The sequence below is a fragment of the Cupriavidus sp. HMR-1 genome (genome assembly GCF_000319775.1).
In the GTDB taxonomy this organism is placed as follows: domain Bacteria; phylum Pseudomonadota; class Gammaproteobacteria; order Burkholderiales; family Burkholderiaceae; genus Cupriavidus; species Cupriavidus metallidurans.
Genome location: NZ_ANKP01000117.1, coordinates 1 through 25696, shown reverse-complemented (window position 1 = coordinate 25696; position 25696 = coordinate 1). Strand labels below are relative to the sequence as shown.

Annotated in this window: 22 protein-coding genes; 9 read left to right on the top strand and 13 right to left on the bottom strand. The window is 63.7% G+C overall.

What is annotated here, in order from left to right; all coding sequences use genetic code 11:
* Nucleotides 1-59 precede the first annotated feature (59 nt).
* The 6 genes from D769_RS15850 to D769_RS15825 form a co-directional block, all read right to left on the bottom strand.
* On the bottom strand, nucleotides 60-1289 hold the full coding sequence (locus tag D769_RS15850) for an iron-containing alcohol dehydrogenase (protein WP_241227873.1): 1230 nt from the start codon (nucleotides 1287-1289) through the stop codon (nucleotides 60-62).
* The gene (locus tag D769_RS15845) at nucleotides 1250-2227 is read right to left on the bottom strand and encodes a tripartite tricarboxylate transporter substrate binding protein (RefSeq protein ID WP_040011078.1); all 978 of its coding nucleotides are present in this window, start codon (nucleotides 2225-2227) and stop codon (nucleotides 1250-1252) included. The genes D769_RS15850 and D769_RS15845 overlap by 40 nt, the downstream gene beginning before the upstream one ends.
* 47 nt (nucleotides 2228-2274) lie before the next feature.
* The gene (locus D769_RS15840; RefSeq protein WP_008646787.1) at nucleotides 2275-3276 is read right to left on the bottom strand and encodes a tripartite tricarboxylate transporter substrate-binding protein; all 1002 of its coding nucleotides are present in this window, start codon (nucleotides 3274-3276) and stop codon (nucleotides 2275-2277) included.
* An 11-nt stretch (nucleotides 3277-3287) separates the two neighbouring features.
* Nucleotides 3288-4736, bottom strand: a complete 1449-nt coding sequence (locus tag D769_RS15835; protein WP_008646785.1) for an aldehyde dehydrogenase family protein — start codon at nucleotides 4734-4736, stop codon at nucleotides 3288-3290.
* Nucleotides 4737-5294: 558 nt separating this feature from the next.
* Nucleotides 5295-6962 carry an AMP-binding protein gene (locus D769_RS15830; protein ID WP_008646782.1) on the bottom strand — a complete coding sequence of 556 codons (1668 nt, stop codon included), beginning with the start codon at nucleotides 6960-6962 and terminating at the stop codon, nucleotides 5295-5297.
* Nucleotides 6963-7075: 113 nt separating this feature from the next.
* On the bottom strand, nucleotides 7076-8038 hold the full coding sequence (locus D769_RS15825; RefSeq protein ID WP_008646776.1) for a cyclase family protein: 963 nt from the start codon (nucleotides 8036-8038) through the stop codon (nucleotides 7076-7078).
* Nucleotides 8039-8391: 353 nt separating this feature from the next.
* Here D769_RS15825 and D769_RS15820 point away from each other — a divergent pair, with 353 nt between their 5' ends.
* The 3 genes from D769_RS15820 to D769_RS15810 all read left to right on the top strand — a co-directional run bounded on the left by D769_RS15820 (nucleotide 8392) and on the right by D769_RS15810 (nucleotide 11012).
* Nucleotides 8392-8781, top strand: a complete 390-nt coding sequence (locus D769_RS15820) for a cupin domain-containing protein (RefSeq protein WP_008646773.1) — start codon at nucleotides 8392-8394, stop codon at nucleotides 8779-8781.
* A gap of 62 nt (nucleotides 8782-8843) precedes the next feature.
* A complete protein-coding gene (locus tag D769_RS15815; RefSeq protein ID WP_008646772.1) occupies nucleotides 8844-9827 on the top strand; it encodes a tripartite tricarboxylate transporter substrate binding protein in 984 nt (327 codons plus the stop codon).
* Between the two features lie 12 nt (nucleotides 9828-9839).
* Nucleotides 9840-11012: an acyl-CoA dehydrogenase family protein gene (locus D769_RS15810; RefSeq protein WP_008646771.1), complete on the top strand. Its 1173-nt coding sequence runs from the start codon at nucleotides 9840-9842 to the stop codon at nucleotides 11010-11012.
* Between the two features lie 432 nt (nucleotides 11013-11444).
* Here D769_RS15810 and D769_RS15805 read toward each other — a convergent pair whose 3' ends face one another.
* Nucleotides 11445-12320, bottom strand: a complete 876-nt coding sequence (locus tag D769_RS15805) for an NAD(P)-dependent oxidoreductase (protein ID WP_008646769.1) — start codon at nucleotides 12318-12320, stop codon at nucleotides 11445-11447.
* A 120-nt stretch (nucleotides 12321-12440) separates the two neighbouring features.
* Here D769_RS15805 and D769_RS15800 point away from each other — a divergent pair, with 120 nt between their 5' ends.
* A complete protein-coding gene (locus D769_RS15800) occupies nucleotides 12441-14513 on the top strand; it encodes an EAL domain-containing protein (protein WP_040011081.1) in 2073 nt (690 codons plus the stop codon).
* Between the two features lie 39 nt (nucleotides 14514-14552).
* Here D769_RS15800 and D769_RS15795 read toward each other — a convergent pair whose 3' ends face one another.
* On the bottom strand, nucleotides 14553-14819 hold the full coding sequence (locus D769_RS15795) for a hypothetical protein (RefSeq protein ID WP_008646765.1): 267 nt from the start codon (nucleotides 14817-14819) through the stop codon (nucleotides 14553-14555).
* 333 nt (nucleotides 14820-15152) lie between these two features.
* On the opposite strand from D769_RS15795, the gene D769_RS15790 reads away from it, so the two are divergent.
* The gene (locus D769_RS15790) at nucleotides 15153-15452 is read left to right on the top strand and encodes an H-NS family nucleoid-associated regulatory protein (RefSeq protein ID WP_008646763.1); all 300 of its coding nucleotides are present in this window, start codon (nucleotides 15153-15155) and stop codon (nucleotides 15450-15452) included.
* A gap of 65 nt (nucleotides 15453-15517) precedes the next feature.
* On the opposite strand, the gene D769_RS15785 is transcribed toward D769_RS15790, so the two are convergent.
* Entirely contained in the window at nucleotides 15518-16024 is a 507-nt protein-coding gene (locus D769_RS15785; RefSeq protein ID WP_008646761.1) for a hypothetical protein, read from the bottom strand.
* A gap of 151 nt (nucleotides 16025-16175) precedes the next feature.
* On the opposite strand from D769_RS15785, the gene D769_RS15780 reads away from it, so the two are divergent.
* From D769_RS15780 to D769_RS15770, 3 genes are read left to right on the top strand one after another with little or no spacing between them, the layout of a single operon-like run.
* Entirely contained in the window at nucleotides 16176-16853 is a 678-nt protein-coding gene (locus D769_RS15780) for a heavy metal response regulator transcription factor (protein ID WP_008646759.1), read from the top strand.
* Nucleotides 16853-18295 (top strand): heavy metal sensor histidine kinase, encoded by a 1443-nt coding sequence (locus D769_RS15775; protein WP_035883502.1) that lies wholly within the window; start codon nucleotides 16853-16855, stop codon nucleotides 18293-18295. The genes D769_RS15780 and D769_RS15775 overlap by 1 nt, the downstream gene beginning before the upstream one ends.
* 44 nt (nucleotides 18296-18339) lie before the next feature.
* Entirely contained in the window at nucleotides 18340-18747 is a 408-nt protein-coding gene (locus D769_RS15770; protein WP_008646756.1) for a VOC family protein, read from the top strand.
* A 129-nt stretch (nucleotides 18748-18876) separates the two neighbouring features.
* On the opposite strand, the gene D769_RS15765 is transcribed toward D769_RS15770, so the two are convergent.
* The 4 genes from D769_RS15765 to czcI form a co-directional block, all read right to left on the bottom strand.
* Nucleotides 18877-22008 carry a CusA/CzcA family heavy metal efflux RND transporter gene (locus D769_RS15765; RefSeq protein WP_008646755.1) on the bottom strand — a complete coding sequence of 1044 codons (3132 nt, stop codon included), beginning with the start codon at nucleotides 22006-22008 and terminating at the stop codon, nucleotides 18877-18879.
* A gap of 14 nt (nucleotides 22009-22022) precedes the next feature.
* A complete protein-coding gene (locus D769_RS15760; RefSeq protein ID WP_008646754.1) occupies nucleotides 22023-23243 on the bottom strand; it encodes an efflux RND transporter periplasmic adaptor subunit in 1221 nt (406 codons plus the stop codon).
* 11 nt (nucleotides 23244-23254) lie between these two features.
* Nucleotides 23255-24550, bottom strand: a complete 1296-nt coding sequence (locus D769_RS15755; RefSeq protein WP_152415007.1) for a TolC family protein — start codon at nucleotides 24548-24550, stop codon at nucleotides 23255-23257.
* Between the two features lie 97 nt (nucleotides 24551-24647).
* Nucleotides 24648-25025, bottom strand: a complete 378-nt coding sequence (gene czcI, locus D769_RS15750) for a cation efflux protein, CzcI family (RefSeq protein WP_008646751.1) — start codon at nucleotides 25023-25025, stop codon at nucleotides 24648-24650.
* A gap of 146 nt (nucleotides 25026-25171) precedes the next feature.
* Between czcI and D769_RS31135 the strand changes: the two genes are divergently transcribed.
* The coding region (locus tag D769_RS31135; RefSeq protein ID WP_346773384.1) for a cation transporter at nucleotides 25172-25696 on the top strand (525 nt) is incomplete at its 3' end.

Sequence of the window (25696 nt, the reverse complement as noted above, 5' to 3'; positions counted from 1 at the left end):
CGCCCGCCGCGCGGGCAACATCATGGACAGTCACACGCTTGGTCAAATCGGCTTCCGGATCAAAAGGCTTCTTGGAACAGATTCCGGAAATCCGCAAGGGTGGTTTTCCGGGGATTCCAGCGATTATAGTTGGCCTGCACGCACAACTCCGCCATCCCGTCGAGCTTGTCCTCGGTTACGCCCGCGTCTCGCAAGCGGCGCGGAATCCCAAGGTCCGCGCAAAGCGCCTCGATGGCCTCCACCGCCACGCGCGCGGCGTCGAGCACGGGCAGTCCTTGTATGGGGCGTCCCATGGCGGCCGCCAGCTTCGCATATTTCGCGGGATTGGCTAGCAGATTGAATCGAGAGACTGTTGGCAGGCACAGCGCATTTGACAACCCGTGCGACAGATGGAACTCCGCGCCGACAAAGCGGGCCATGCAGTGCACATTGCCAAGACCAGTCTGCCCAAAAGTGATGCCTGCCAGCGCGGAGCCGCATAGCATGTTTGCGGCGGCCTCCATGTTTTCTCGATCGGCCACGAACTGCCGGATGTTCCCTGCCAACAATTCGATGGCCTGAATATTGATCGCGTCCGTGATCAGATTCGACTGCGAGGAGAGATACGATTCGAACGCGTGGACGAATGCATCAATGCCGGAATGTGCCGCCACGTGGGCTGGCACGGTACGCAGTGCCAGTGGATCGAGAATTGCGAATGCCGCGGGATTTAGCGCGGCATGTCGAATGGACATCTTGAGGTTTTTCTCCGTATCCGTGATGACGCAGGAGCCTGACACCTCTGAGCCCGTGCCCGCCGTGGTCGGAATGGCGATCAACAGCGGAGGCGCGATCGAGAACTTCTCGATGCCCTCGTAATCATGGATACGGCCACCGTTGGTGAGCACGATGCCGACCGCCTTGGCTACATCAATGGTGCTCCCTCCGCCAATCGCGATAATGGCCGTGGCGTCGTGTGCGCGACAGACGTCGAGAGCACGCGCCACGGTATGCGCGCTCGGATCGGGTTCTATGTCCGAGAAAGTGACAGTAGCCACGCCCTCGCGCTTCAGCAAAGCGGTCACGCGATGGTAGAAGTCGCTGGCAAGCAGTGCGGCATCCACCGCGATGAACACGCGCGTGCAGCCACGGTCTCTCACGATGGTGGCGATTCGCTCGTGAGCGCCGACACCCATGTAGATACGCGTTGGACAAAAGAAGGTTGAGATATCGGTAATGGTCATGAAATCGTCGAACTGTATGGAGGGACTCAATCGGTAGCGGAGAAGCCTGATGCGATGGTCGTCCAACGCTTGATTTCGGTGTGAACGAACGATGTCAGCGCGGCTGGCGCCATGCCTCCCGGCTCCGCTGCCATGCTCTGCAAGGTATTCTGCATGGCAGGGTCTTTCATGCTGGCCAGCACGGCTTGGTAAATGTGGTCACGAATGGGTGCGGGAAGATTGCGCGGCGCGGTCAAGCTGTACCACGTGCTCATCTGATAGCCCGGTACGCCGGCTTCGCTAAGTGTCGGCACGTCCGGCAGGAAGCGCGTGCGCTGCGCGGTAGTTACCGCCAGGGCCTTGATATTTCCGCCGGCCAACTGGGCATTGGCCGAAGCGGCGGAGTCGAGCGCGAAGGTCACGCGGCCGCCGATGATGTCGGTCATCATCGGTGATGCGCCTTTGTACGGTACGTGCACGGCATCGAACGACGCCTGCTTCTTCAGGAGTTCCGCGGACAGGTGTTGCGTGGTCCCGATGCCCGCTGATCCGTACGTGGCTTCCGCGCGATGACTCTTCATGAAGGCGATCAGTTCCTTCACGTTGTTGACCGGCAGGGATTTCCGCACGATCAGGACGTTTGGCACCACAGCGACGGTTGTGATGTGCGTCATGTCCTTCTCGAAGTCGTACGGGAGGTTCTTATAGAGGGCTGGCGCCGCTGCGTGACCCACGTTCGCCAGCAGCAGCGTGTAGCCGTCGGGCTGCGCGCGCGCCACCAATGCGGCGCCGAGCGTGCCACCCGCGCCGGGGCGGTTGTCCACGACCACGGATTGCCCGAGTTCACGCTGCAATTGCGCAGCAATGGCGCGCGCGACGATGTCAGTGGTGCCGCCGGGAGTAAACGGGGCGACGATGGTGATTGGCTTGGTCGGCCAGTCGGCTGCGAGGGCGGGGCACGCCGCCACTGCCAAGGCAATGCTCGCGCTAACCACGCGCGTGGTTTTCATTAGGAAATGACTCATTGTTTGTCTCCTGAATTTCTTATGCGTAGGCCAGGGGGCCGAGGATGCTAATCGAGCGTGACGTTCAGCCCGGACAACAAGGTGCGCCAGGTAGCAACCGAGTTCGAAAGCAGTTCGGCCGCGCCTTCAGGCGTCTGCTGGCGCTCGGCCGGCGCCTCCACGCCGGCTGGTGCCAGCCGCGCCAGGGTTTGCGGATCGCGAATCGCACTGCGAAGCGCCTTGCTGAGCCTTGTCACAATCGGGGCTGGTGTGCCTCTCGGGGCAAGCACCATGTTCCAGATGTCGTAGTTCAAGTCCTTGATGCCCGATTCGCCGGCGGCGGGTACGTCAGGCAGCGCGCTGATCCGCTTTGGACGCAGCACGACGATGCCCTTGACCATGCCCGACTTGATGAAGCTGGTGGACGTCGTAGTGCTGTCCACCAGGTAGTCGATATGACCCGCAGCCACGTCATTGAGGGCGAGACCCGCTCCGCGGTAGTTGGCAATGTTGACGTTGACGCCGAGCCTGGCGTTCACCAGCACGCTACCAAGAAACGAGCCAGAACCCACGCCGGCTGCGCCTGCGTTCATCCTGGCGGCATTCTGACGGGCGTAGGTGGCGAACTGATCGAGGCCAGTAGCTGGAAAATCCTTGCGTGCGGTGATGACTTGCGGCGCATCGCCCACCGAGGCGAGCGGAATCAGGTCTTTCAGAACGTTGTAGGACAGAGACTTATATAGCGTGGCGTTTGCGGCCAAAGTACCGACGTTGCCTATCACCAGCGTGTAGCCATCGGGTGCGGCCCGTGCCGCGCGGGCGGTGCCGAGTGTGCCACCAGCTCCCGGCACGTTCTCGACCACCACGGGCTGACCAAGATCGCGTGCCATGCCCTCAGCAATGACGCGCCCGAGGATGTCGGTCGGGCCGCCCGCTGCGAATGGCACGATCAGCGTCAGAGGCCTGGCGGGATAAGTCTCTGCAAGGGCGACGCCTGGGAGGACGGCGATGGCTGCCGCGGCGGCACTCGCCTTCAGGATCCTTCGGCGGCCGGAAATGTGTGAAGTCATGGCGGGCTTTCTCAAGGATTGAAGACGGTGAGGCGTTCCTCGGTCATCTCGCGCATCGCGTAGTGCGGTCCTTCCTTCCCGAAGCCGCTGTCTTTCACGCCGCCGAACGGCATCACGTCCGAACGCGCGCTCGACGTTTCGTTGATCTGAACCGTGCCGAAGCGCAGCGTCTCCGCGGCTTTCATTGCGCGATCAATGTCCTGGGTAAAGATGCCGGCAGCCAGTCCGAACGGCGTGCTGTTCGCGCTGGCCAATGCCGCATCGAAGTCATCGAATGGCCGAAGTGCGATCAGCGGTGCAAATGCTTCCTGGCACCACACACGTCCCTCGTCGGGGACATCGGTTATCACGGTCGGCTCGATGACTGAGCGCTGGCGGGTACCGCCACAAAGGACTCGGGCACCCGCGGCCACGGCTTCGCCAATCCACGTTTCGGCGCGGATCGCCGCTTGTTCATTGATCAGCGGTCCCACGCGCGTGGCGGGATCCCGAGGATCTCCGGCCACCAGTGTGCGCGCGTACTCGACCAGACGTTGCGCGACCTCGTCGGCGATACGGTGGTCAACATACAGACGTTGCACGGATGTGCAGACCTGCCCGGCCTTGCGCAGGCCTGCGTTGGCGATCTTGGGGATGGCCCGGTCCAGATCGGCATCGGCCGCAACAAACGTGCTGGCGATGCTGCCGAGTTCCATTTGCGTGCGACGCAGGCCTGCCGCGCGCTGGATGATGCGGCCAACACGTGTACTGCCGGTGAACGTGTAGAAGGCCACGTCCTGTTCTTCCAGCAGCCAGGTTCCCACTGTCTCGCCTTCGCCCTGCAAAATCGACAGGAACGGCGCGGGCATGCCCGCCTCCAGCAGCACCTGGCCCAGCAGCGCACTGGTCAGCGGTGTGAATGCCGATGGCTTGAGGATGACTGAATTGCCCGCTGCATAGGCCGGCCCTACCTTATGCAGGACGGTATTGAGCGGCGAATTGAACGGCGTGATTGCGCACACCACGCCAACAGGGAAGCGTCGTGTGAAGCCGATGCGCTGGTGCGCGCCTGGGCTGGCCGCAAACGGAACGACCTCCCCGGTCAATTGGGTGGATTCATTGGCGCACAGGTTGAGCGTGATCTTGGCCCGATCAATCTCGTTGTTGGCATCGACCAGTGTGAATCCAGCTTCCGTGGTCATGGCGTCGACGAAACGGCTGCGCCATGCCTCCAGTCGTTCCGCCGCGCCCCGCAGTACCACGCTGCGGTCGTGCGGGGCTGGTGGCCCTGCATCGACTGCCATCCTGGCGATGCGTACCGCCTGCGAAACCTGCTCGCGAGTGGCCGCGGACATTGTGGCAATGGGGTGGCCGGTGAACTTGTCTAGCACGTCGAAGTGGTCGGTCGAGTCGACCCAGACGCCATTGATCAGATTGCCGGTAGGGGGGAGGGTATCTACGGGGAAGCGGGATGTACTCATCAGGGCGCGGCTAGGGTGTGGAAGATCATTAAAGAAAACGTTTTCTCATATTCACCGTGTTGGAGATAAAAGTCAAACCGCGCCGTATCGGGGTAAACGCTCGAAAATTAGGCGATTCTATCTGGGGTGAAGGATGGCTTATCGATGCTCTCAGTGTATTTCGCGAGGCGTTTCCAATGATTGTGAGAAAACGTTTCCTCTGGTGGGCTCGCGAAATTGGTTTCGCTGCGGGGAATCAGTTGAGCGAGTTCGTGTGGAATCGGGATGCAATGCCGGAATGGAGCGAATCAATCAGGCGCTTGCCGCAACAGTGCCTTCTGGGGTTGCAACCAAATCGAGATATCGAGAGGCGCGCCGACGATAGACGCAGGAAGGCGTCGTGGCGGCAATGCATGCCGACAGAAGGTTTGGGTGGTCTGAGCGGATCATCCGTGGCGGCGGACTACGCCACGGATGCCGGGACCTGGTACGGCAGGTAACAAGAACGAAGGACGGCGTGCTACCCGAACCCGTCGGGCAGCGCTTCCCAAGGTCGTGACCTAGATCAAAACCCGATGACTACCCCCGCAGCTCCCGTCGCAAGATCTTGCCGGTAACGGTCTTGGGAAGCTCGTCCATGATCATTACCAGGCGGGGATACTTGTACGCCGCCATCCGGGCCTTGCAGTACTCCGCCAGTTCTTCTGGCGTGACGCTCGCCCCAGGCTTGAGGCTGACCACGGCTTTCACCGTCTCGCCACGGTAGGCATCGGGAACGCCAACCACGGCGGCTTCCCGCACGGCGGGATGGGTGTACAGCACGTCCTCCACCTCGCGTGGCCAGACCTTGTAGCCGCTGGCGTTGATCATGTCCTTCTTGCGGTCCACGAGGTAAAACCAGCCGCGTTCGTCCATGAACCCGACATCCCCGGTGCGGAAGTAACCATCGACGATGGCCTTGGCGCTCTCCTGCGGTTTGTTCCAGTATCCCGGCACGATCATCGGCCCACGCGAAATGATCTCGCCGACTTCGCCAACTGCCATCGGTTTGCCCTCGTCGTCGCCAATATAGGACTCGACGTTGTAGGCCGGCACGCCCACGGCAAGGGTGCCGGAGGCCGGGTCCACGGGCGCCTCGACCCCGCGCGGCACCACGTGCGTTGGCGAGTTGGTCTCGGTCAGGCCGTAGCCGTTGTGGATGTAGTGGCCGAAGCGTTCGCGAAACGCCTCCACCACGCTGGGCGGAATCGGCGCGCCGCCGGAGTAGATCTTGGTCAGCGACGCGAAGCAATCGCGTGTGGCATTTGGGTGGTTCATCAGCGCGATGAACACGGTGATGGCGCCGATGGTGAAAGCGGGGCGATGCTCGCGCAGCGTGTCGAGCATCACGCCCGGTTCGAAGCGACAGGCCAGCACCAGCGGGGCGGCGCACATGAAGGCGGCGCCGATATGGCCGATCAGCCCGGTGATATGAAACAGGGGCGCGACGCCGAGGATGGGCTCTCCTTCGCCCAGCGTGATCCAGTCGCGGTAGACCTGGGCGTTGAAGGCTACGTTGCCGTGGGTGTTCATCGCGCCCTTGGGCACGCCGGTGGTGCCGGAGGTGTACACCAGCATGGCGATGTCGTTCGGCCCCAGCGCCACTGGTGGAGGATGGCGGCCGGCGTTGGCTGCGATCACTGCCGACAGCGATTCCGCGCCCGGTGTTTCCTGTCGGCTCGCATTGGCGAACAGCCGTGGGTCGTGGCGCTGCTGGTACTCCAGTTCGGATGTCGTCATCACCAGAGGCAGCACGCCGTTTTCCGCGCTGGCTTCTTCCGCAAGCAGGGGGCGGACGATATCGACGTAAAGGGTCTCGGAGCAAACCAGCAGGCGAGCGCCCGAGTCCGCCAGGATCACGCGCAGTTCGCGCGCGCGATTCATCGGGTTGACGGGCACGGCAACGGCGCCCAGTTTCCACGCCGCCACCAGGGCGATGACGAACTGCGGGACGTTCTGCAAGTAAATGGCGACGCGTTCTCCGCGCGTGATGCCACGGTCTTGCCACGCGCAGGCGAGCGCGTCGGATTGCGCGTCAAGCTCGGCGTAGCTCAGGCTGCCGTCGAAGTAGAGAATGGCTGGTAGCGACGGCGCGCGCGCTACCGCGGCACGGAACAGGCTCAGCGCGTCGGCGAACTCGGGCGTGATCGCGTGGGGCTTGCCCGGCTCGTAGCTCGACAGCCAGGGCTTGCGGTCATAGGGCGTCATGGTGTCTCCGGAAAGTGGAACGGCGGCACACCATGCGTGCCGCCGCGCGTGGCGGGGTGCGTCCGCGGTCATCAAGCAGCCGGACGCATCGGTGGAAGAACCCCTGCCTCCGCCTACTTGATGACGACCGGATTGACCGGTGCTCCGCTACCGTTCACGACCTTCAGCGGCGCGGCGGTATAGAGAAAGCTCCACTGACCGTCGTCGGCGCAATCCGTGGCCAGCGGGTCAAGCTGCGCGATTTCCGTCAGCGTCACGCCGAGGTTGCGCATCAGCGCATTGTGCAGTGGCAGCGCCACGCCCGAGACCGGGTCCACCGTGACCTCGTTGGCGATGGTGTCAGTGACCAGGTTCGGAATTTCCATCTTGTGGAACCACTCCACCAGTTCGGGGCTGTAGGTCAGACCCGGCTCGATGAAGTTCTTGTAGAACTCGGCCTGATCGCGCTCGTAGAAGGAGCCGATCCAGCCAGTGCGGATGATGACGATGTCATGCTTTTCGATACGCACGCCCTGCATTTCGGCTGCGGCCAGCAGGTCGAGGTGGGTGAAGGTCTCACCGGGATCGAGCACGGCCTTGCCGCGATGGCGCGCCATGTCGATCAGCACGCCACGGCCGACGATGCCGCGTTCGGCGATGGGCAGCACGCTGGCTTTTTCCATGCCGCCGATGGTCGACTTGGCGTCATAGCCGTTCCAGAGCTGGTCGCCGTACCAGACATGGCCGAGGGCATCGTACTGGGTGGAGCCTTGCAGGTACATGATCATCATGTCGTCCGCGTACTCGCCTTGCCCCGGGAAGATCGGCGCCTTGCCGCACAGGTAGTGGCCCTTGTCCATCACGTTCAGACGACGTGCCTGCGAGCGGCCGGGCCAGACCGGATCCCCCTTCGGGTTGCCCATCTGGATCTGCAGCGTGAAGGTCTTGCCCGAGCGTACGGCTGCCACGCCGCGCAGCACTTCGGCCTGGGTCAGGTAGTTGAGCGAGCCGACTTCGTCATCGGGTCCCCATTTGCCCCAGTTCTTCGGCGCGTCGCGCAGTAGTTCGGCCACGTGCGGAACGTTCTTCGATTCCATGCATTGTCTCCTTCCGGTTGCACTTCGAGGTCGACCCGGATGCAAGCGTCATGACGATGGCTCATGGCGCGGATGCACCAAGCGAATAAAACTGAACGGTCATGCTTTTTTTGTGAGAGCAGTCTAGTGCACGGCGCGCGGGCAGGCCAAGGGAGGAATTTGATCCTGGCGAATCAGGGCTCGTGGCTGCCCAGGTTTGCGCGCCCACGTGGGGCGCTGAGACGTCAGATCCGGAGCAATCCCTAGTTGACGGCATTTTTCATGGGGATAAAATCCGTTTCACAAACGTGAAAATAGAGTCTGACCGACGTGGACTGTGCTCGGTCGGGCTCGAAGTTGGAGACAGCCCACCCATGACCGCATCACCCGTCTACTTCGTTCGCACCGAGGACGTCGCCGGATATCACCCCGCCAATCACGTCGGCACGCTGAATCGCCGCATCATCGGCCGCGAAAACGTCGGCGCCACGCAGCTTGAAGTCATCCACGGCACCATCGAACGGGGGAAGGGCGCGTTGCCCCATGCGCATCCCGGCATCGAGCAGGTCTGTTATGTCCTGGAAGGGCGCGCGCGTGCCGAGGTCAATGGCCACGCGCAAGAGCTTGGTCCTGGCGACTGCTGCTTCTTTCCGGCGGACGCGATGCACGTATTCACGGTGATCAGCGACGAACCGGTCAAGCTGCTCGTCGTCTATGCCCCGCCGTATGAAGAGTCGCCCGATCGCGTGATCCGGCCCGAGTGAGCACACAGTACGCATCGAAGCGTGGCGGCGCCCGCCGCCGACAAGAAAACCGAGGAGACACCATGCCCAATTTCCGCATGCGGCGCACGCTGGCCGTTGCCATCCTGGCGTTGCCCGCTGCCGCGATTTCGCTGCCGGCGAGCGCCAATGACGCCTACCCAAGCCGGCCGATCCGCCTGGTCGTGCCATTTGCGGCGGGAAGCGGTACCGATGCGGTCGCGCGCATCACGGCAAAGGAGTTGGGCGATGCGTTGAATCAGAACGTGATCGTCGACAATCGTCCGGGGGCGAATGGCGCGATCGCGGCGGAGATCGTCGCGCAGGCCGCTCCCGACGGCTATACGCTTTTCATGACGACGAACACGACGCATTCGGCCAACCCTTCCCTGATGAAGAAGCTGCCGTACGACCCGATCAAGGACTTCACGCCGGTCGCGCGCATGGGCAACCTGCCGTTCATGCTGGTTATCAATCCGAAGCTGCCAGTCAAGACCGTCGGGGAACTGATTGCCTATGCGAAGTCGCATCCGGGCATGTCATACGCCAGCGGCAACAGCACCGGCATCGTGTCGGGCGCCACGCTGGCCCGTATGGCTCATGTCGATCTGCTGCACGTGCCATACAAGAGCACCCCGCCGGCCATGACCGACGTGATCGCGGGTCAGGTGCCGATGATGTTCGTCGACGTGGCCGCTGGCATCGCCAACGTCAAGGCGGGCCGGATGCGGGCGCTGGCGGTGACCACGGCGCAGCGCAGCCGGCTGTTGCCGGACCTGCCTCCGATCGGGGATACACCCGAGTTGAAGGGGTTCGACATCACGTCGTGGAATGGCGTTTTCGCCCCGGCAAAGACGCCGCAGCCGATCGTCGACCGGTTGAACCGCGAGTTGTCGAAGATCGCCGCGAGCAAGGAAGTGGCCCCCAAGTTCGAAGCGCTTGGTTTTGAAGCCTTCGGGCAGACGCCGCAGCAGTTCGCGGGCTTTGTGGGCAGCGAACTGGTGAAGTGGAACAAGCTGGTGAAGGACGCCGGCATCCAGCCGGAATAAGAGGACACAAAGATGAACTTCGAAAGGACACCTGAGCAGAACGCGATCGTCGAGGCCGTGACGCAGCTTTGCAGCGATTTTGGGCCCGAGTACTGGGCTGAACTCGACCGCGAGCACAAGTTTCCCGAGGCTTTCCATCAGGCGATGGCCGGCGCGGGCTGGCTGGGCATTGCCATGCCCGAACGGTTCGGCGGCGCGGGGCTGGGGATCACCGAAGCGGCGCTGATCATGCAGACGGTCTCGGCGTCAGGTGCAGGCTTCTCCGGGGCATCGTCGATCCATATGAACGTGTTTGGCCTGAACCCGGTGGTGGTATTCGGCACCGAGGCCCAGCAGGCCGCCGCGTTGCCGCCGCTGATCGCGGGGCGCGACAAGGCATGTTTTGCCGTGACCGAGCCCGACGCCGGGCTGGATACCACGCACCTGAAGACGCAGGCCGTGCGCACCGCCGATGGCAGCGCCTATCGCGTGGACGGCCGCAAGATCTGGATTTCGACGGCGCAGGTGGCATCGCGCATGCTGCTGCTGGCGCGTACCACGCCGCTAGATGCAGTGGCCAAGCCGACGCAGGGTTTGAGCCTGTTCTACACGACGCTGGACCGGAACCACATCGAGGTACGCGAGATCGACAAGATGGGGCGGGGCGCGGTCGATTCGAACATGCTGTTCATCGACGGCCTGATGGTGCCCGCCGAAGATCGCATCGGCGAGGAGGGCCGTGGCTTTGAGTACATCCTGCACGGCCTGAACCCCGAACGCATCCTGATCGCCGCGGAATCGGTAGGCCTGGGCCGCGCCGCGCTGGAGGCGGCCACGCGCTACGCACGAGAGCGCACGGTGTTCGGGCGGCCGATCGGCCAGAACCAGGGGATCCAGCATCCGCTGGCCCAGGCGTGGATGGCGCTGGAAGCGGCCGACATGATGGTGTGGAAGGCCGCCTGGCTCTACGACAATGGAAAGCCGTGCGGCGCCGAGGCGAATGCGGCGAAGTACCTGGCCGCCGAGGCCGCGCACCAGGCTTGTCAGACCGCTGTGCTGACGCTGGGTGGCATGGGCTATGCCCGGGAATACCACGTCGAGCGCTATCTGCGCGAATCCTATATCCCGCGTATCGCACCGGTCAGCGCGCAGCTGATCATGTGCCATATCGCCGAGCGGGTGCTGGGATTGCCGAAGTCCTACTGAGCATTAGACGAAGGCCGAGGATCAGGCGGACGGGGAAATGAAGAAGCCCTGGTGCGCGACGCACCAGGGCTTGGCGATGGTGTGACTCCCACGTACCGCATCATGCCGCCCGTCGCATCAACCCGCAGTGCCATGCCGCGATGACGATGTATTGCCATCGCCGATGGCTGCCGCAAGCGGAGAACAGCAACTGGCGCCATGGTGCGGCGCGTGGCGGCATCTCCATCCCATCTACGGACGATGCCGCGCCGTCCTGACCGACCCTGCCCGCCGACCAGGAAGCGGAAACCTCCATCACGCATCTAGCATAGGAGCGGGCCGGGCGCTCACCATTCGGGCGCCTGCTGAAAGCGGTGTAGGTGTTTGTCGGACGGTCAGACGGTCAGTCGATTCCTGTCTCGACACGGCAGGCACCGCACGCCGGATCACGGGTCACGAACGACGCAGGCGCTTGATCAGCGACGAGGTGTCGTCTCGCGAGCTTCCCATTTGTTGCAGGTCTGCATAGAACTGGTCGACCAGCGATGTGACCGGCAGCGTGGCGCCGTTGCAGCGGGCTTCGTCCAGGCACAGGCCCAGGTCCTTGCGCATCCAGTCCACGGCGAAACCGAAGTCGAATTTGTTCTGGAGCATCGTCGGGCCACGGTTTTCCATCTGCCACGATGACGCCGCGCCCTTGCTGATAACGTCGAGCACCACGCGCATGTCCAGCCCGGCGTGCTCGCCAAACGCGATGGCTTCGGACAGCGCCTGCAGCAGCCCGGCGACGCTGATCTGGTTGACCATCTTGGCCAACTGGCCGGCTCCGCTCTCTCCGATGCGGGTGACGGCGCGGGCATAGGCGGCGATGACGGGCTCGGCGCGCTGGAATGCTTCCGGGTCGCCTCCGCACATGATCGTCAGTTTGCCTTGCTCGGCGCCGGCCTGTCCGCCCGAAACTGGTGCATCGATGAAATGGCAGCCACGTTCGCGCGCGGCCGCGTGCAGTTCGCGGGCTACGCTGGCGCTGGCGGTGGTGTGGTCGACGAAGATAGTGCCTGGCGCCGCGCGCTGGAACGCGCCATCTGGCCCCGTCATGACCGCGCGTAGGTCATCGTCATTGCCAACACAGGCACAAACGATGTCACAGTCGACTGCGGCCAGCGCCGGCGTCGCCGCCAGCTTGCCGCCGTGTTTGCCAAAGGCCTGGACCCAGCGCTCTGCCTTGGCTGCGGTGCGGTTGTAAACGGTGACGTCATGGCCTTTGGCGGCCAGATGGCCGGCCATGGGGTAGCCCATGACGCCGAGCCCGAGGAATGCAACCCGCATGACTTTGCTCCGTGACTTCGAAGAGAGGCAAGAGTATAGGTCGTTTGCGGGCAGTGGCGGTCGATGTCAGAATGCCGCCACCTCGAAGTCATCGCCCCGTTCGAAGTCATCGCCCCCACCATGTTTCCCGCCAGTTACGACGCGTTACTCGTCCTGTTTTCGGTCATTGTTGCCGTTCTCGCTTCCTATACCGCGCTGGACATGGCAGGGCGCATCTCCACCGCGAGCGGCCGCTATGCGCGGCTGTGGCTGGCCGGCGGGGCAGTGGCCATGGGGCTTGGCATCTGGTCGATGCACTTCCTGGGCATGTTGTCGTTCAGCCTGCCGATTCCGCTGGGCTACGACCCCGCCATCACGGCTGTCTCGCTGCTGATCGCCATTGTTGCCTCGGCATTCGCGCTGCGGCTCGTCTGCCTGGAGCATCTGCCGCGCAGGCGACTGGCGCTTGGCGCGCTGGTGCTCGGCGGGGCCGTGGCCAGCATGCACTACACGGGCATGGCGGCATTGCGCATGCAACCGGGCATTCAGTACGACCCGTGGTTGTTTCTATTGTCGATCCTGATCGCCGTGGGGGCATCCGGGGCGGCGCTCTGGATTGCCTTCCGATTGCGGCGGCACATGCCGCGCGTGCATCAACTGCGCTTTGGGGCGGCACTGGTGATGGGCGGCGCCGTCGCGGCGATGCACTACACCGGCATGGCCGCGGCGAGGTTTCCTATCGGCAGTGTGTGTGGCGCAGCGGGCGGCGGGCTGCAGGGCAATACGCTGGCGCTGCCCATTCTCGTGATCACGATCTGCGTCCTGGCCGTGGCGCTGATTACGTCGGTGCTCGACATGCGCCTGGAAATGCGCACGGCGGTGCTGGCCGACGCGTTGGGCGTCGCGAACGAAGAGCTGGAATTTCTGGCGCTACACGACAAGCTCACCCATCTGCCGAACCGCGTGCTGCTGGAAGACCGTTTCACGCTGGCGATTCAGGCAGCGGCCCGGCAGCATAGCCGTTTTGCCGTGCTTTTCGTCGATCTGGATGGATTCAAGGGCGTCAACGATACCTACGGACACCAGGTCGGCGACGGGCTGTTGGTGGAAATCGCCAGTCGGCTGCGGGCATCGGTCTCGTCGGAAGATACGATCGCGCGTGTCGGTGGCGATGAATTCGTGCTGCTGGTCCACGTCGACGAACCTGAGGATGCGGGTGTCGTCGCCGGGAAGCTGATCGACGTGCTGCGAGAGCCCGCAAATGTGGCGGGCCACATGTTGCACGTTTCAGGCAGCATCGGCATCGCGATCTACCCGGTCGACGGACAGGATCAGGACGCGTTGATGACCAATGCCGACGCCGCGATGTACCACGCGAAGGCATCAGGCCGGAACGCGAGCTACTTCTTCGAGCGGTCGATGAACCATCAGGCGCGGGCGCAGCAGATGCTGATCCAGGACTTGCGCGCGGCCCTGAGAAACGGGCAATTGCAGTTGCACTATCAGCCGAAGTTCTCGGCTGTCGACAATGTGCTGGTAGGCGCCGAGGCGTTGCTGCGCTGGAATCATCCCGTGCAGGGCCAACTGATGCCGGACCAGTTCATCACGCTGGCTGAGAAGACCGGAGCGATCGTGCCGATCGGGACGTGGGTACTCAACGAGGCGTGCCGGCAATTGGCGTTATGGCACGACATGGGGCACAAGCATTGGTCGATGGCGGTCAACCTTTCCGCGCTGCAGTTCTGTCATGTGGGCATGGTCGAGTCGGTAGCCGAGGCGTTAGCGCGGCATAAGGTCGAGCCAAGACGATTGACGCTCGAGATTACGGAAACTACCGCCATGCGCGATGTGGAGACCACGCTCGCGATCATGACCCAGCTCGACGAGATGGGCGTGCGGATTGCGATCGATGATTTCGGTACTGGATATTCAAGCCTGCTGCATCTGAAGCGCATCCCAGCGAGCGAATTGAAGATCGACCGGGGATTCGTGCGCGATCTCGCTGAGGACAGCGAGGATGCCGCGATCGTATCGGCCATCGTGGCGCTGGGCCGAACGCTGAATTTGCAGGTAGTGGCTGAGGGCGTGGAAACGACCGCTCAGCGGTCGTTCCTGGCAGGTCTGGGGTGTGATGCGTTACAGGGCTATCTACTTGGCAGGCCGATGCCTGCGGCGCAGTTCACTGAACTGGCGATGGCCGATGTCGATGCGTGAGCGTGTCATGACGCGTCACGCATCGAGCGACATCCTGTATCAGGCCCCGTCGGTGAACACGTCGCGCTTGCCCGTTGCGCTGAAGCCGCCGTCTGTGTACGGGCTGCGCGGATCGTGGATGGCGCGACCACCATCGGTGTACGGATCGCGTGTGCCGGTGCGCTCGACCAGGCCATCGCGATTGGTGACGCGCGCGCCGTCGGTGAACGGATCCGCGCTGCGCGGCGCGGCATTGGCCAATCCGGCGGCGCCGGCGAGGGTGGCGGTCAGGGCAGTGTAGAGCAGGGCCTGCTTGATGGTTCGCATCTTGGAATCCTCTTCGTGATATGGGTTACCGGTTGTTCACGGCTTGCTGGAGCGTCTGATCGGTCGTTGCGCGACCTTGGAATGCAGTCTAGAGAGCAGGCCCCGACGCGAACATGACCCTTGAATGACATTGATGTCATTTGTCTGGGGCAATGCGATACGATTGCAGGACAGGATGCCGACCGGACAATGAATTCGGCCTTGGCGACAAATCCACGCCAAACAACCTGTAGAATCTCAATCTGGTTCGCAATGCACGCTGCGCGGGCCGTCCCCCAAGAATTTCCTTTCTCCAGCCTGTCCAGCCATGTCGACAGGCGCGCACGATGAGTCATGTCCGAGTCTGAGTCAGCCAAACAAGCCGCGGTGGTGTGGGTCCACGAACAGATGGAGCGTCACGGCCTGACGTTCGAAGACCTGGTCGAGGCCGGCTGTTTTGCCGATGCGCATATCGAAGTTGCCGATCAGGCCGAGGCCGTTGCGAAAGCCGCAACGCCGACGCCAGATGCGCCGCCGCGTGTGATGTACCGCAACGCCATGGGGCAAACCTGGGACGGTAATGGGGAATACCCTGATTGGCTGCAACGCGCGGTCAATGCCGGGCAGTCGATCGACTTCTATCGCGTCGAGTAGCGATGCGGTACCCCACCGGGCGCATGGGCGCCTGGTGTATCGGCATCATTGGCTGGCCGGATGCGTCAGCAACGCTCGGCAGTCAGGATCGGTAGGGCTGTGAAGGCGGTAATGGCCAGCGGCTGCGCATGACGCTGGTACTGCATCGCCGCGGGTGGTAATTCCTGCAACAGCATCGCATTGCTGGCGGCTGCGCCCGGTTGCTTGCCGGGGTGATTCGGCGCATCAACGGCTGGTCGGGCATCCTGCCAGACTGGCAGGTCATCCTCCAGCCCTCGCCCGGGGCCCATCTGGCCGATCTGGCCTATCTCGCATTGGGCCTGCGTTCCATTGAGGCCATTCAACTGGCCAATCTCCGCTTCCGCTTCGATCTTGATCGCCGCGTGCCGCTCGGGCATCGACAGGCCGATTGCTTCCGTCAATTCGCAGGCCGCCATATCAGCCGCAGCCGCGCCCTGGACAGGCAGCGCGAGTGAGGCAATGCACAACAGGAGACCGGAGAACGGGCGTTTCATCGAGGAAATTGGGAACTTGCGCGGGATCAAACTGCCTGTGTTGAGCAGTTGCAGCATTGTACTGCCTCAAACGGTTGCAAAATGGCTATATCAAGATGACATTCGTGCAATGTTCGCCAATTCGTGGCAAAGCTCCGCTAGTGTCTCGGTCTATATCCAGAACCTCGAATAATGGGCCGGTACCATACCGGCTCGGAAGTGAACCAACATGCGCATCCTGATTGTCGAAGACGAGCCGAAGGCCGGTGATTATCTGCTCAAGGGACTCACTGAGTCGGGCTTCGTGGCCGATCTGGCTCGCGACGGCGTGGATGGGCTGGCCCACGCACGCGAGCAGCACTACGACCTGATCGTGCTCGACGTGATGTTGCCCGGCATGGATGGTTGGCAGGTATTGCGCGAACTGCGCCGGGACAAGGACACCCCCGTGCTGTGCCTGACCGCGCGCGACGAATTGTCCGATCGGCTCAAGGGGCTGGAACTGGGCGCAGACGACTACATGGTCAAGCCGTTCGCGTTTGCCGAGCTGGTGGCGCGTATCCGGACGATCCTGCGGCGTGGCCCGCTGCGCGAGAGCGAGTTCATCGAGGTGGCCGACCTGCAGATCGACACCATCCGCCGCCGCGTGACCCGTGCGGGGCAGAAAATCGACCTCACTTCGAAGGAGTTCGCGCTGCTGCAATTGCTGGCGCGGCGTCGTGGCGAGGTATTGTCACGCTCGCTGATTGCGTCGCAGGTCTGGGATATGAACTTCGACAGCAACACTAACGTCGTGGACGTGTCGATCCGACGCCTGCGTGCCAAGGTGGATGACCCGTTCCCGAACAAGCTGATCCATACCCGCCGCGGCATGGGCTACGTGCTCGACGAATTCGACGAGGCATGATGCGGTTGCTGTCGAAGCTCCAGGCCGCGATGCCGGCATCGCTGACCACGCGGCTGGCGCTGGCCTATGGGCTGACCACGGCGGCTGTGCTGGTTGGCGTGGCAACGTATCTGTCGAGTTCGCTGGGCAACCAGTTGCAGGCGCGCGATGAAGGCGAGCTGGTAGGCGAGGTGCTTCTGGTGCGCCATCTGCTGCGTGAAGTTGGCAGTGAGGCCGAAATTCGCGCGGACACACACCGATTTGCCGATATCGCCATGGGGCACGAAGGGCTGGTGCTCGTGGTCCGCACGTTGGGCGGCGATCCGCTGGTCACGCTCAACCCGCGCAATGAACGGGTTCCGGACCTGCGCGTCCTGCCGCTCGCCACGGCGCCCGATACGACTCAATTGCAGACTTGGTATCCGCGCAACGGTGTGCCGTCACGCGGCATCGTCGCATTGGGCCAGATTGGCGACTCCGGCCAGACTGTGGAAATCGTCGTGCTCAGCGATGCGGGCTATCGCGTGGCGCTGATGCGCGAGTATCACAGCAGATTGCTCGTGGCGGTCCTGTGCGGTGCGATCGTGGCGGCGGCCCTTGGTTTCCTGCTGGCGCGGCGCGGCTTGCGGCCATTGCGGCGGATGGCGAGCGATGCGGCGGCCGTGACCACGAGCCGGCTGGCGACGCGGCTCGACGTAGGCAGCGCACCGGAGGAACTGCGCGATCTGGCGGGCGCGTTCAACGGTATGCTCGCGCGCCTGCAGGACAGCTTCACGCGGCTTTCCACGTTCTCGGCCGATCTGGCGCACGACTTCCGCACGCCGATCAGCAATCTCGTGGGCCAGACGCAGGTCACGCTGGCTCAGCGACGCACGGCGCCGGAGTATGAATCGTTGCTCGAGTCGAATCTCGAGGAGTACGAGCGGCTATCGCGCATGATCGAAAACATGCTGTTCCTGGCGCGCGCCGACAACGCACAGGTGGCACTCGGGGCGCGGCCACTCGATGCGCGGGCGGAACTGGACAAGGTGGCGGAGTATTTCGAAGCTGTGGCCGCCGACCGCGACCTGACGCTCTCCGTCGCCGGCGCGGCCACGGTGACTGCGGACCAGCCATTGCTGCGGCGCGCCATCATCAATCTGCTGGATAACGCCCTGCGTCACGCGCCAGCGGGCAGCACGGTGCAATTGGCCGTGTCACGTGGACAGCCGGGCCACACTGTCATCAGGGTGGTGAACTGCGGACCCGGGATCGCTCCGGAGGCGCTGCCACACCTTTTTGCACGCTTCTATCGCGCCGATCCGTCACGTCGCGACTCGGCCAAATCCACCGGTCTCGGCCTTGCCATTGTCGACACCATCATGCGGCTGCATGGCGGCAGCGTGTCCGTGCGCAGCGTGGACGGACAGACCACGTTTGAACTCGACTTTCCTGACAAGGCTGTCAGTAGGGCAGGCGCATAATAGTCGGCTCGCGGGCTATGCCCGCTCCACGTAAGGAGACCGACATGCAGGTGCAACCGTATCTCGATTTCGGCGGCCGTTTTGACGAGGCAATGGCGTTCTACGGCAAGGTGATGGGCGCCAAAGTGACGTTTATGATGCGCTACAAGGACGCGCCCGAAGGGCAGCCCAAGCCATCGCCCGCCTGGGCCGAGAAAGTCATGCACGCGAATATCCAGGTGGGTGACAGCCAGTTCATGGCATCGGACGGCCGGGAGGGGCAGACCCCCGCGTTCTCCGGCTTCATGATGTCGGTGGGCGATGTGCCGAATGCAGAGGGTCAGCGGATATTCAATGCGCTGGCCGAAGGTGGTCAGGTGTTCATGCCTTACCAGAAGACATTCTGGGCCGAGGGGTTCGGGATGCTCGTCGACCGGTTCGGCATGACGTGGATGGTCAACTGCGAACACTGACGCACTGACGCGCTGACGTATTGCGGGTGAGCGGCCAGGCCGTCGTCACCCGCCTCTTTCCGCTTCCTTCCTTTTCCCCCGTTTTCTCCTGCCCCCTCTCCCGCATTTGCGGAAGAGGGGGCAGTCATGTCAGCGGCTCGCCAATCGCCCGTGGGCCCAGCGATACAGCACCGGTAGCACCAGCAGCGTCAGCGCGGTGGATGACAGTATCCCGCCGATCACGACAGTGGCCAGTGGCCGCTGCACCTCTGCGCCGGTGCCCGTGGCAATCGCCATCGGCACGAATCCGAGCGATGCCACGAGCGCCGTCATCAGCACAGGGCGCAGCCGGGTCAACGCGCCGTTGAATACGGCATCATCGAGCGATCGGCCTTCCTCACGCAGCGAGCGGATAAACGAGAGCATGACCAGTCCGTTGAGTACCGCCACACCCGAGAGCGCGATGAAGCCCACCGCCGCGGAGATCGACAACGGAATACCGCGCATCCACAAGGCCAGCACGCCACCGGTCAATGCAAACGGAATGCCGGTGAAGACGATCAAGCCGTCGCGCACATTGCCGAACATGACGAACAGCAGTACGAATACCATCAGCAGCGCCACGGGCACGACGATCTGGAGCCGTTCCGTTGCCGACTGCAACTGCTCGAATGTGCCACCCCAGGCAATCCAGTAGCCGGTGGGGATCTTCACGCGCGTGTCGATGGCAGCCACGGCCTCGGGCACGAAGGTGCCGAGATCCCGCCCGCGCACATTGGCGCTGATGACGATGCGGCGCTTGCCGTTTTCCCGTGAGATCTGGTTCGGACCTGGCGCGATGGTCAGCGTGGCGACTTCGCCGAGCGGAATGTAGCTTGTTGCCGCGTTGGTGCCCTTGGGCAGGGGGATTGGCAGACGCCGCAGCGCTTCCACGTCGGCGCGAATGCCTTCCGGCAGGCGCACGCCAATGTTGAAGCGGCGGTCGCCCTGGTAGAACACGCCGGCATCGCGGCCGCCCACGGCGATGGCGACGGTGTCCTGGACGTCGATCATGTTCAGCCCGTAGCGTGCCGCGCGGGCGCGGTCGACGTCGACGGTCAGCACTGGCAGGCCCGTGGTCTGTTCGACCTTGACCTCTGTGGCGCCGGATACGGTCTGCAGGACCTTGGCGATACGCTGCGCCGTGGCATCAAGCACCTCGTTATCATCGCCGAACAGCTTGACCGCCACGTCACTGCGCACGCCTGAAATCAGCTCGTTGAAGCGTAGCTGGATCGGCTGCGAGAACTCGTAGCGATTGCCCGGAATCTTCTCCAGTTCGGCTTCGATCGCGGTGCGCAGCGACTCGCGGGAACGGGAGGGATCTGGCCACTTGTCACGTGGTTTGAGCATGATGTAGGCATCCGAGATATTGGGAGGCATCGGATCCGATGCGATCTCCGCGGTACCCGTGCGCGCGAAAATGCGCTCGATCTCGGGGAAGGTTGCCTTGAGGCGCGTCTCGATCTGCTGCTGCATCGCCACCGACTGCGTCAGGCTGGTACCCGGAATGCGCAGCGCCTGTACCGAGAAATCGCCTTCGTTCAGGTTGGGGATGAACTCGCTCCCGAGGCGCAGCGCCACCAGCCCGCTAAGCAGTACCGCCATGCCCGCGCCGGCGAGCACCACCGGCGTATTGGCCAGGGCACGTTTGAGCACCGGCTCGTACCCGCGGCGAGCCCAGCCCATGATGCGGTTTTCCTTTTCCTCGACGCCGCCGCCAATAAACAGCGCCACGGCTGCCGGCACGAAAGTCACGGAGAGGATCAGCGCGCCAATCAGCGCCAGCACCACGGTCATCGCCATCGGGTGGAACATCTTGCCTTCCACGCCGCTCAGCGCAAAGATCGGGATGTAGACGATCATGATGATGAGCTGGCCGTAGACCAGTGGCCGGCGTGCCTCGCTCGCGGCTGCGAACACTTCCTCGAAGCGTTCGGCGCGTGTCAGCGGGCGTCCCAGGCGTTCCTTCGCATGAGCCAGACGTCGAACGCAGTTCTCGACGATCACCACGGCGCCGTCGACGATGATGCCGAAGTCGAGCGCGCCCAGGCTCATCAGGTTCGCGCTGATCTTGTATGACACCATCCCCGTGAACGTGAACAGCATCGACAGCGGGATCACCATCGCCGTGATCAGCGCCGCGCGCAGATTGCCGAGGAACAGGAACAGGATGGCGATCACCAGCACCGCGCCTTCGAGGAGGTTCTTCTTGACCGTGGCGATGGCTTTGTCGACGAGATTGGTCCGATCGTAGACGGTCACCGCCTTGATGCCTGCCGGCAGGGACTTGTTGATCGCGGCCATGCGCGCATCTACGGCCTGGGATACCGCGCGGCTGTTTTCGCCGATCAGCATGAAGACGGTACCCAGGACTACTTCGCGGCCGTTGTCGGTGGCGGCACCGGTGCGCAGTTCGCGGCCAAGGCCCACTTCGGCAAGATCACGGACACGGATCGGCAGGCCTTGAGCGGTGCCCACGATGACGTCCCCGATGTCGTCGATCGACTTGACCTGCCCGGGCGCGCGCACCAGGTACTGCTCGCCGCGCCGCTCGATATAGCCGGCGCCGACATTGGTGTTGTTGCGTTCGAGCGCCTGCACCACGTCTTGCAGCGAGAAGCCGTACGAGGCCAGCTTTTCAGGGCTTGGCGCCACCAGGTATTCCTTGGCGAAGCCGCCGATCGAGTTGATTTCGGTAACGCCGGGCACGTTCCGCAACTGTGGCTTGATGACCCAGTCCTGGATCTCCCGCAGGTCGGTGGGCGTGTATGGCGTGCCATCCGGTTTGCGCGCATCCGGCTCGGCTTCGACGGTCCACAGGTAGATCTCGCCGAGGCCAGTGGAGATGGGGCCCATGGCAGGCACCACGCCTTCCGGGAGCTTGTCCTTGGCTTCCTGGATGCGCTGGTTGACGAGCTGGCGCGCGAAGTAGATATCGGTGCCGTCCTTGAAGATCACCGTTATCTGGGACAAGCCGTAGCGCGACAGCGAACGGGTCTGCTCCAGGCCCGGCAGGCCGGCGATGGTGACCTCCAGCGGATAGGTGACGCGCTGCTCGGTTTCAAGCGGCGAGTATCCGGGCGCCGAAGTGTTGATCTGCACCTGGACGTTGGTGATGTCCGGGACGGCGTCGATCGGCAGGCGGCTGTAGTTGTAGATGCCGAGCCCGGCCATGCCGAGGACCGCCAGCATCACGAGCCATCGCTGCGCGATGGCGAAGCGGAGAATGCGTTCGAACATGAATGGCTCTCCGTTCAGTGCGAATGCTCGGCGTTGCCCTTGCCCTGTTCGGCCTTGAGCACGAAGCTGTTGCCCGCCACATAGCGATCGCCGGCGGCCAGGCCGTCGACGATCTCGATGCGCTTGCCGTCGGTGCGGCCCGTCTTGATCGCCCGGGCGAGGAAGCCTCCCGGCGCCTCAACGAACACCTGCTTCTGGCCGTCCTCGACCTGCACCGCATCCGCTTCGATGATCACGGGGGCTTCGGCGTCGCCAGTGGCCACGCTGACGGTGACGAACAGACCCGGACGCCATGCCATCTCGGGGTTCGGCAGCGTCACGCGGGCCGTGGCGGTACGGGTTTGCTGGCCGAGCAGGGCGCCGACGTAGGAGACCTTGCCTTCCGCTTCGCCATCGAACGCAGCGGAAGCAATACGTACCGATTCGCCCAGCTTCACATGTCCGAGGTCCTTTGGCGCGATGACGAACTCGGCCCAGACCGTGTTGAGATCGGAGATCGTGAAGACCGCGGTTTCCGCCGCGACGGCTTCGCCGAGTGCCAGGTGTTTTTCCACGACGATGCCGTCGAAGGGGGCGCGCAGCTCGAACTGGTTGATGGCGCGGGCGCTGGGCTTCGCGCCAATGGCGGTCAGTTTCTGGGCGGCGTTGCGCTCGGCGATTTCGGCTTCCTGCAGCGCGGTACGTGCCGCAAGGAAGTCCTGTTCGGCGGAAACCTTGTCCTCCCAGAGCTTCTTTTCGCGGGTGTAGGTAGTGCGCGCCAGTTCCAGGCGGCGCTGCGCGGCGAGCAACTCACTGCGTTGATCCGATAACTGCGTGCTGGCGAACACTGCCAGCAGGTCGCCTTTCTTCACACGCTGGCCAAGGTTGGCGGACACCGATTCGACAACGCCCGCCACGCGCGGCACCACGTGCGCGGTGCGGTCTTCGTTGAACCTGATCTCGCCGGGGAATTCCACCGCGCTGCGGATGCGGCCCGGGCCGGCGGCGCGGATGTCCAGGTTGGCGTTGCGGATCTGTTCTGGCGTCAGTTCGATCAGTCCGGGTGGCTCGTCGGCTTGTTGCGACGTCTTCGCGGATTCAGCCGAAGCGTTCGACGCGGGCTGGCCGTGCGCGGCCTCACCCTCTTCGTGCGCGTGGTCGTCGCCACGGCCGGAGAGCAGCAGGGCAAGCGCGGCGATCAGGCCGGCGATCACGATGCCAGCGATGGTGATGGCCTGTTTTCGAGTCAAGGTCATGTTGGTTCCTGTCAGCGGCCGAGGATGCGGTCGATCGTGGTGGCGGCTTGCCAGCTATTGGCGACCACACCGAGGTAGCGGATGCGTGCCTGGAACAGCGTGCGCTGGGCATCCAGGACTTCGAGGTAATTGAATTTGCCGGCTTCAAAGCCTTGCGATGCGGCCTGGTAGGCGCGCTCGGCGGCTGGCAGCACGGTTTCGCGCAGGCTCAGCGCCGAGGAGCGGGAGACTTCGAGCTGGCTGGAGGCCTGTTGCAGGTCGTGATCCAACCGAAGGCGTGTTGCGCGGAGTTCGTCGGCGGCCTTGTCGGCCTGACGGATGGCTGTGTACAGATTGCCTTGGTTGCGGTCGAACAGCGGCAGCGGAATGGCGACACCCAGCACGGGGTAGGTGCCGCGCTCCGGCGAACTGTTGTCGCGCTTGGCGCCGACGCTCACCGTCACGTCCGGGTACTGACGACTGCGCTGGACGTTGATCTCGGCCTGCCGGCGATCGAGTTCCCGCTCGCTGGCCAGTAGCGCGGGGGCGCCGTCGAGCGACTGGCGCAGCATTGGTGCCAGAGGGCGGGCGGGCAATGCATCGAGGTTGCCATTGGCCTCGGTGAAGCGTGGCGACGGATTGCCCCATAGCGTGGCGAGCGACTGCCGTGCCGCCACTAGCCCGGCGTCGGCCTCGGAGCGTTCAATCTGCGCATTGGCCAGTTCGACCTGTGCCTTGGTTTCCTCGACTGGCGAGATTTTGCCAGCCGCCACGCGCCGGGCCGCCGCGTTCGCACCACGCGTGGCGATGTCGACCGAGCCGGCCGCCAGCCGCACGCGCTCCTGCGCGACCAGCACGTTGAAGAACGCGCCGATCACGCTGGCCCGCAGGTCGGCCTGCGTGGTGCCAAGCTGTGCTTGGGCTACGTCGCGCGCGCGGTTTGCGGCGCCGATCCGCGCGCTGCGCTTGCCGCCCAGTTCGATCGGAAGGTTGACCTGGCCAGTAGTGGCGCGTGTGGCGGCGCGCGTGTCTTCCATCTGCACGGCGATCTCGGGGTTCGGGATCACGCGTGCCTGTGTGATGCCGCCTTCGGTCGAATCGAGTTCGATGCGGGCGGCGGACAGCGTCGGGTTCTGCGCGGTGGCCAGTGCCAGCGCGGCTTCCAGCGTCAAGGCGCTGGGCGGTTCCTGAGCGGGTACTGGGACCCGTACTGGGGCCGATGCCGGGGCTGCCGCGTCCTGCGCCGATGCGACAGGACTGACGATGGGGCTCAGCGACAGGCAAAGGAGCACGGCCGCCAGGCCGGGGGGCGAAAGGAAGTTTCTCATCGAGTTTCACCAATACGAACGGGAGAAAATCGGCGAGACGACAGGCGCGCCGTTCAGGGGCGCGTGGATTGGAAAGGGGCTTTCCGCGTCTCGCCGGCTAGGCGAGACGGGACCACTGAGGGCGGTCTGGAACGGGAGAGGGGATTGAGCCGAACGCGCTGGCGCGTGGCTGATAGTGCACGGTGACGAACGGGTAGTCCCCGGTCATCGCCAACTCGGAGAACAGGCCGTGCGAGCCCGGGAAATGACAGGCATTGCAGTCACCGTCCGGGAGCTTGGCCGATTTGCTGTCCTTCGCGTCTTGCGCTTGCGGGTCGCTGTCGCCGGCGTTGTGCTCGTGCGTGTGGTGGCCAAAGTGCCACTGCCGCGCATCGACCGAGGTCGCCTTCTCGTGTGCGCAATAGGACGCCGCGCCGGCCCAGGCGAACTGGAGCGGCAGCAGTATTGCGAGAAATACAAGCAGTAGGCGGCGCATGGGGGGCGATTATAGGCGTTTGGCGAGCGGCCAAACATTACGTTCATGTCATGTTTGCACCGCTCCAAAGTTTTTCGTTGGGCGCTTGACCCTGTAGCGACTAAAGGGTCTTCAATGGCAGGGAACAAGAATCAATGGAATTTGACATGGCTCGCACCACCCCTGATAACGTCCTGCCGTCATCCTCGGCCGCGCACGGTCGTGGGCATGACCACGATCATCCGCATTCCCGCGAACACAGTCACGACCACAGTCACGAGCACGGTCATGACCACAAGCATGATCACAATCATGCACATGAAGCGGCACCCGAGGCGGCGCAGCCGAATGCGTGCTGCGGCTCGTCCTGCAGCGCATCGGTTTCGGTCAGTACACCGGTTGCCGCCCCGGCTGGCACCCGCTCGGCAGCCTATCGCATCGAGGCGATGGACTGCCCCACCGAGGAGACGCTGATCCGCAACAAGATCGGTGGTATGGCCGGCGTGGCGGCACTCGATTTCAACCTGATGCAGCGCGTGCTGACGGTCCACCACACGCTCGATTCGCTGGACCCGGTGGTCAAGGCGATCGATTCGCTCGGGATGAAGGCCGAACCGCTGTCCGACTCGGGCGCGAAGGCCGCCATCGCCGAGCCCGGCAAGCCGTGGTGGCCGCTGGCGGCTGCCGGTGCG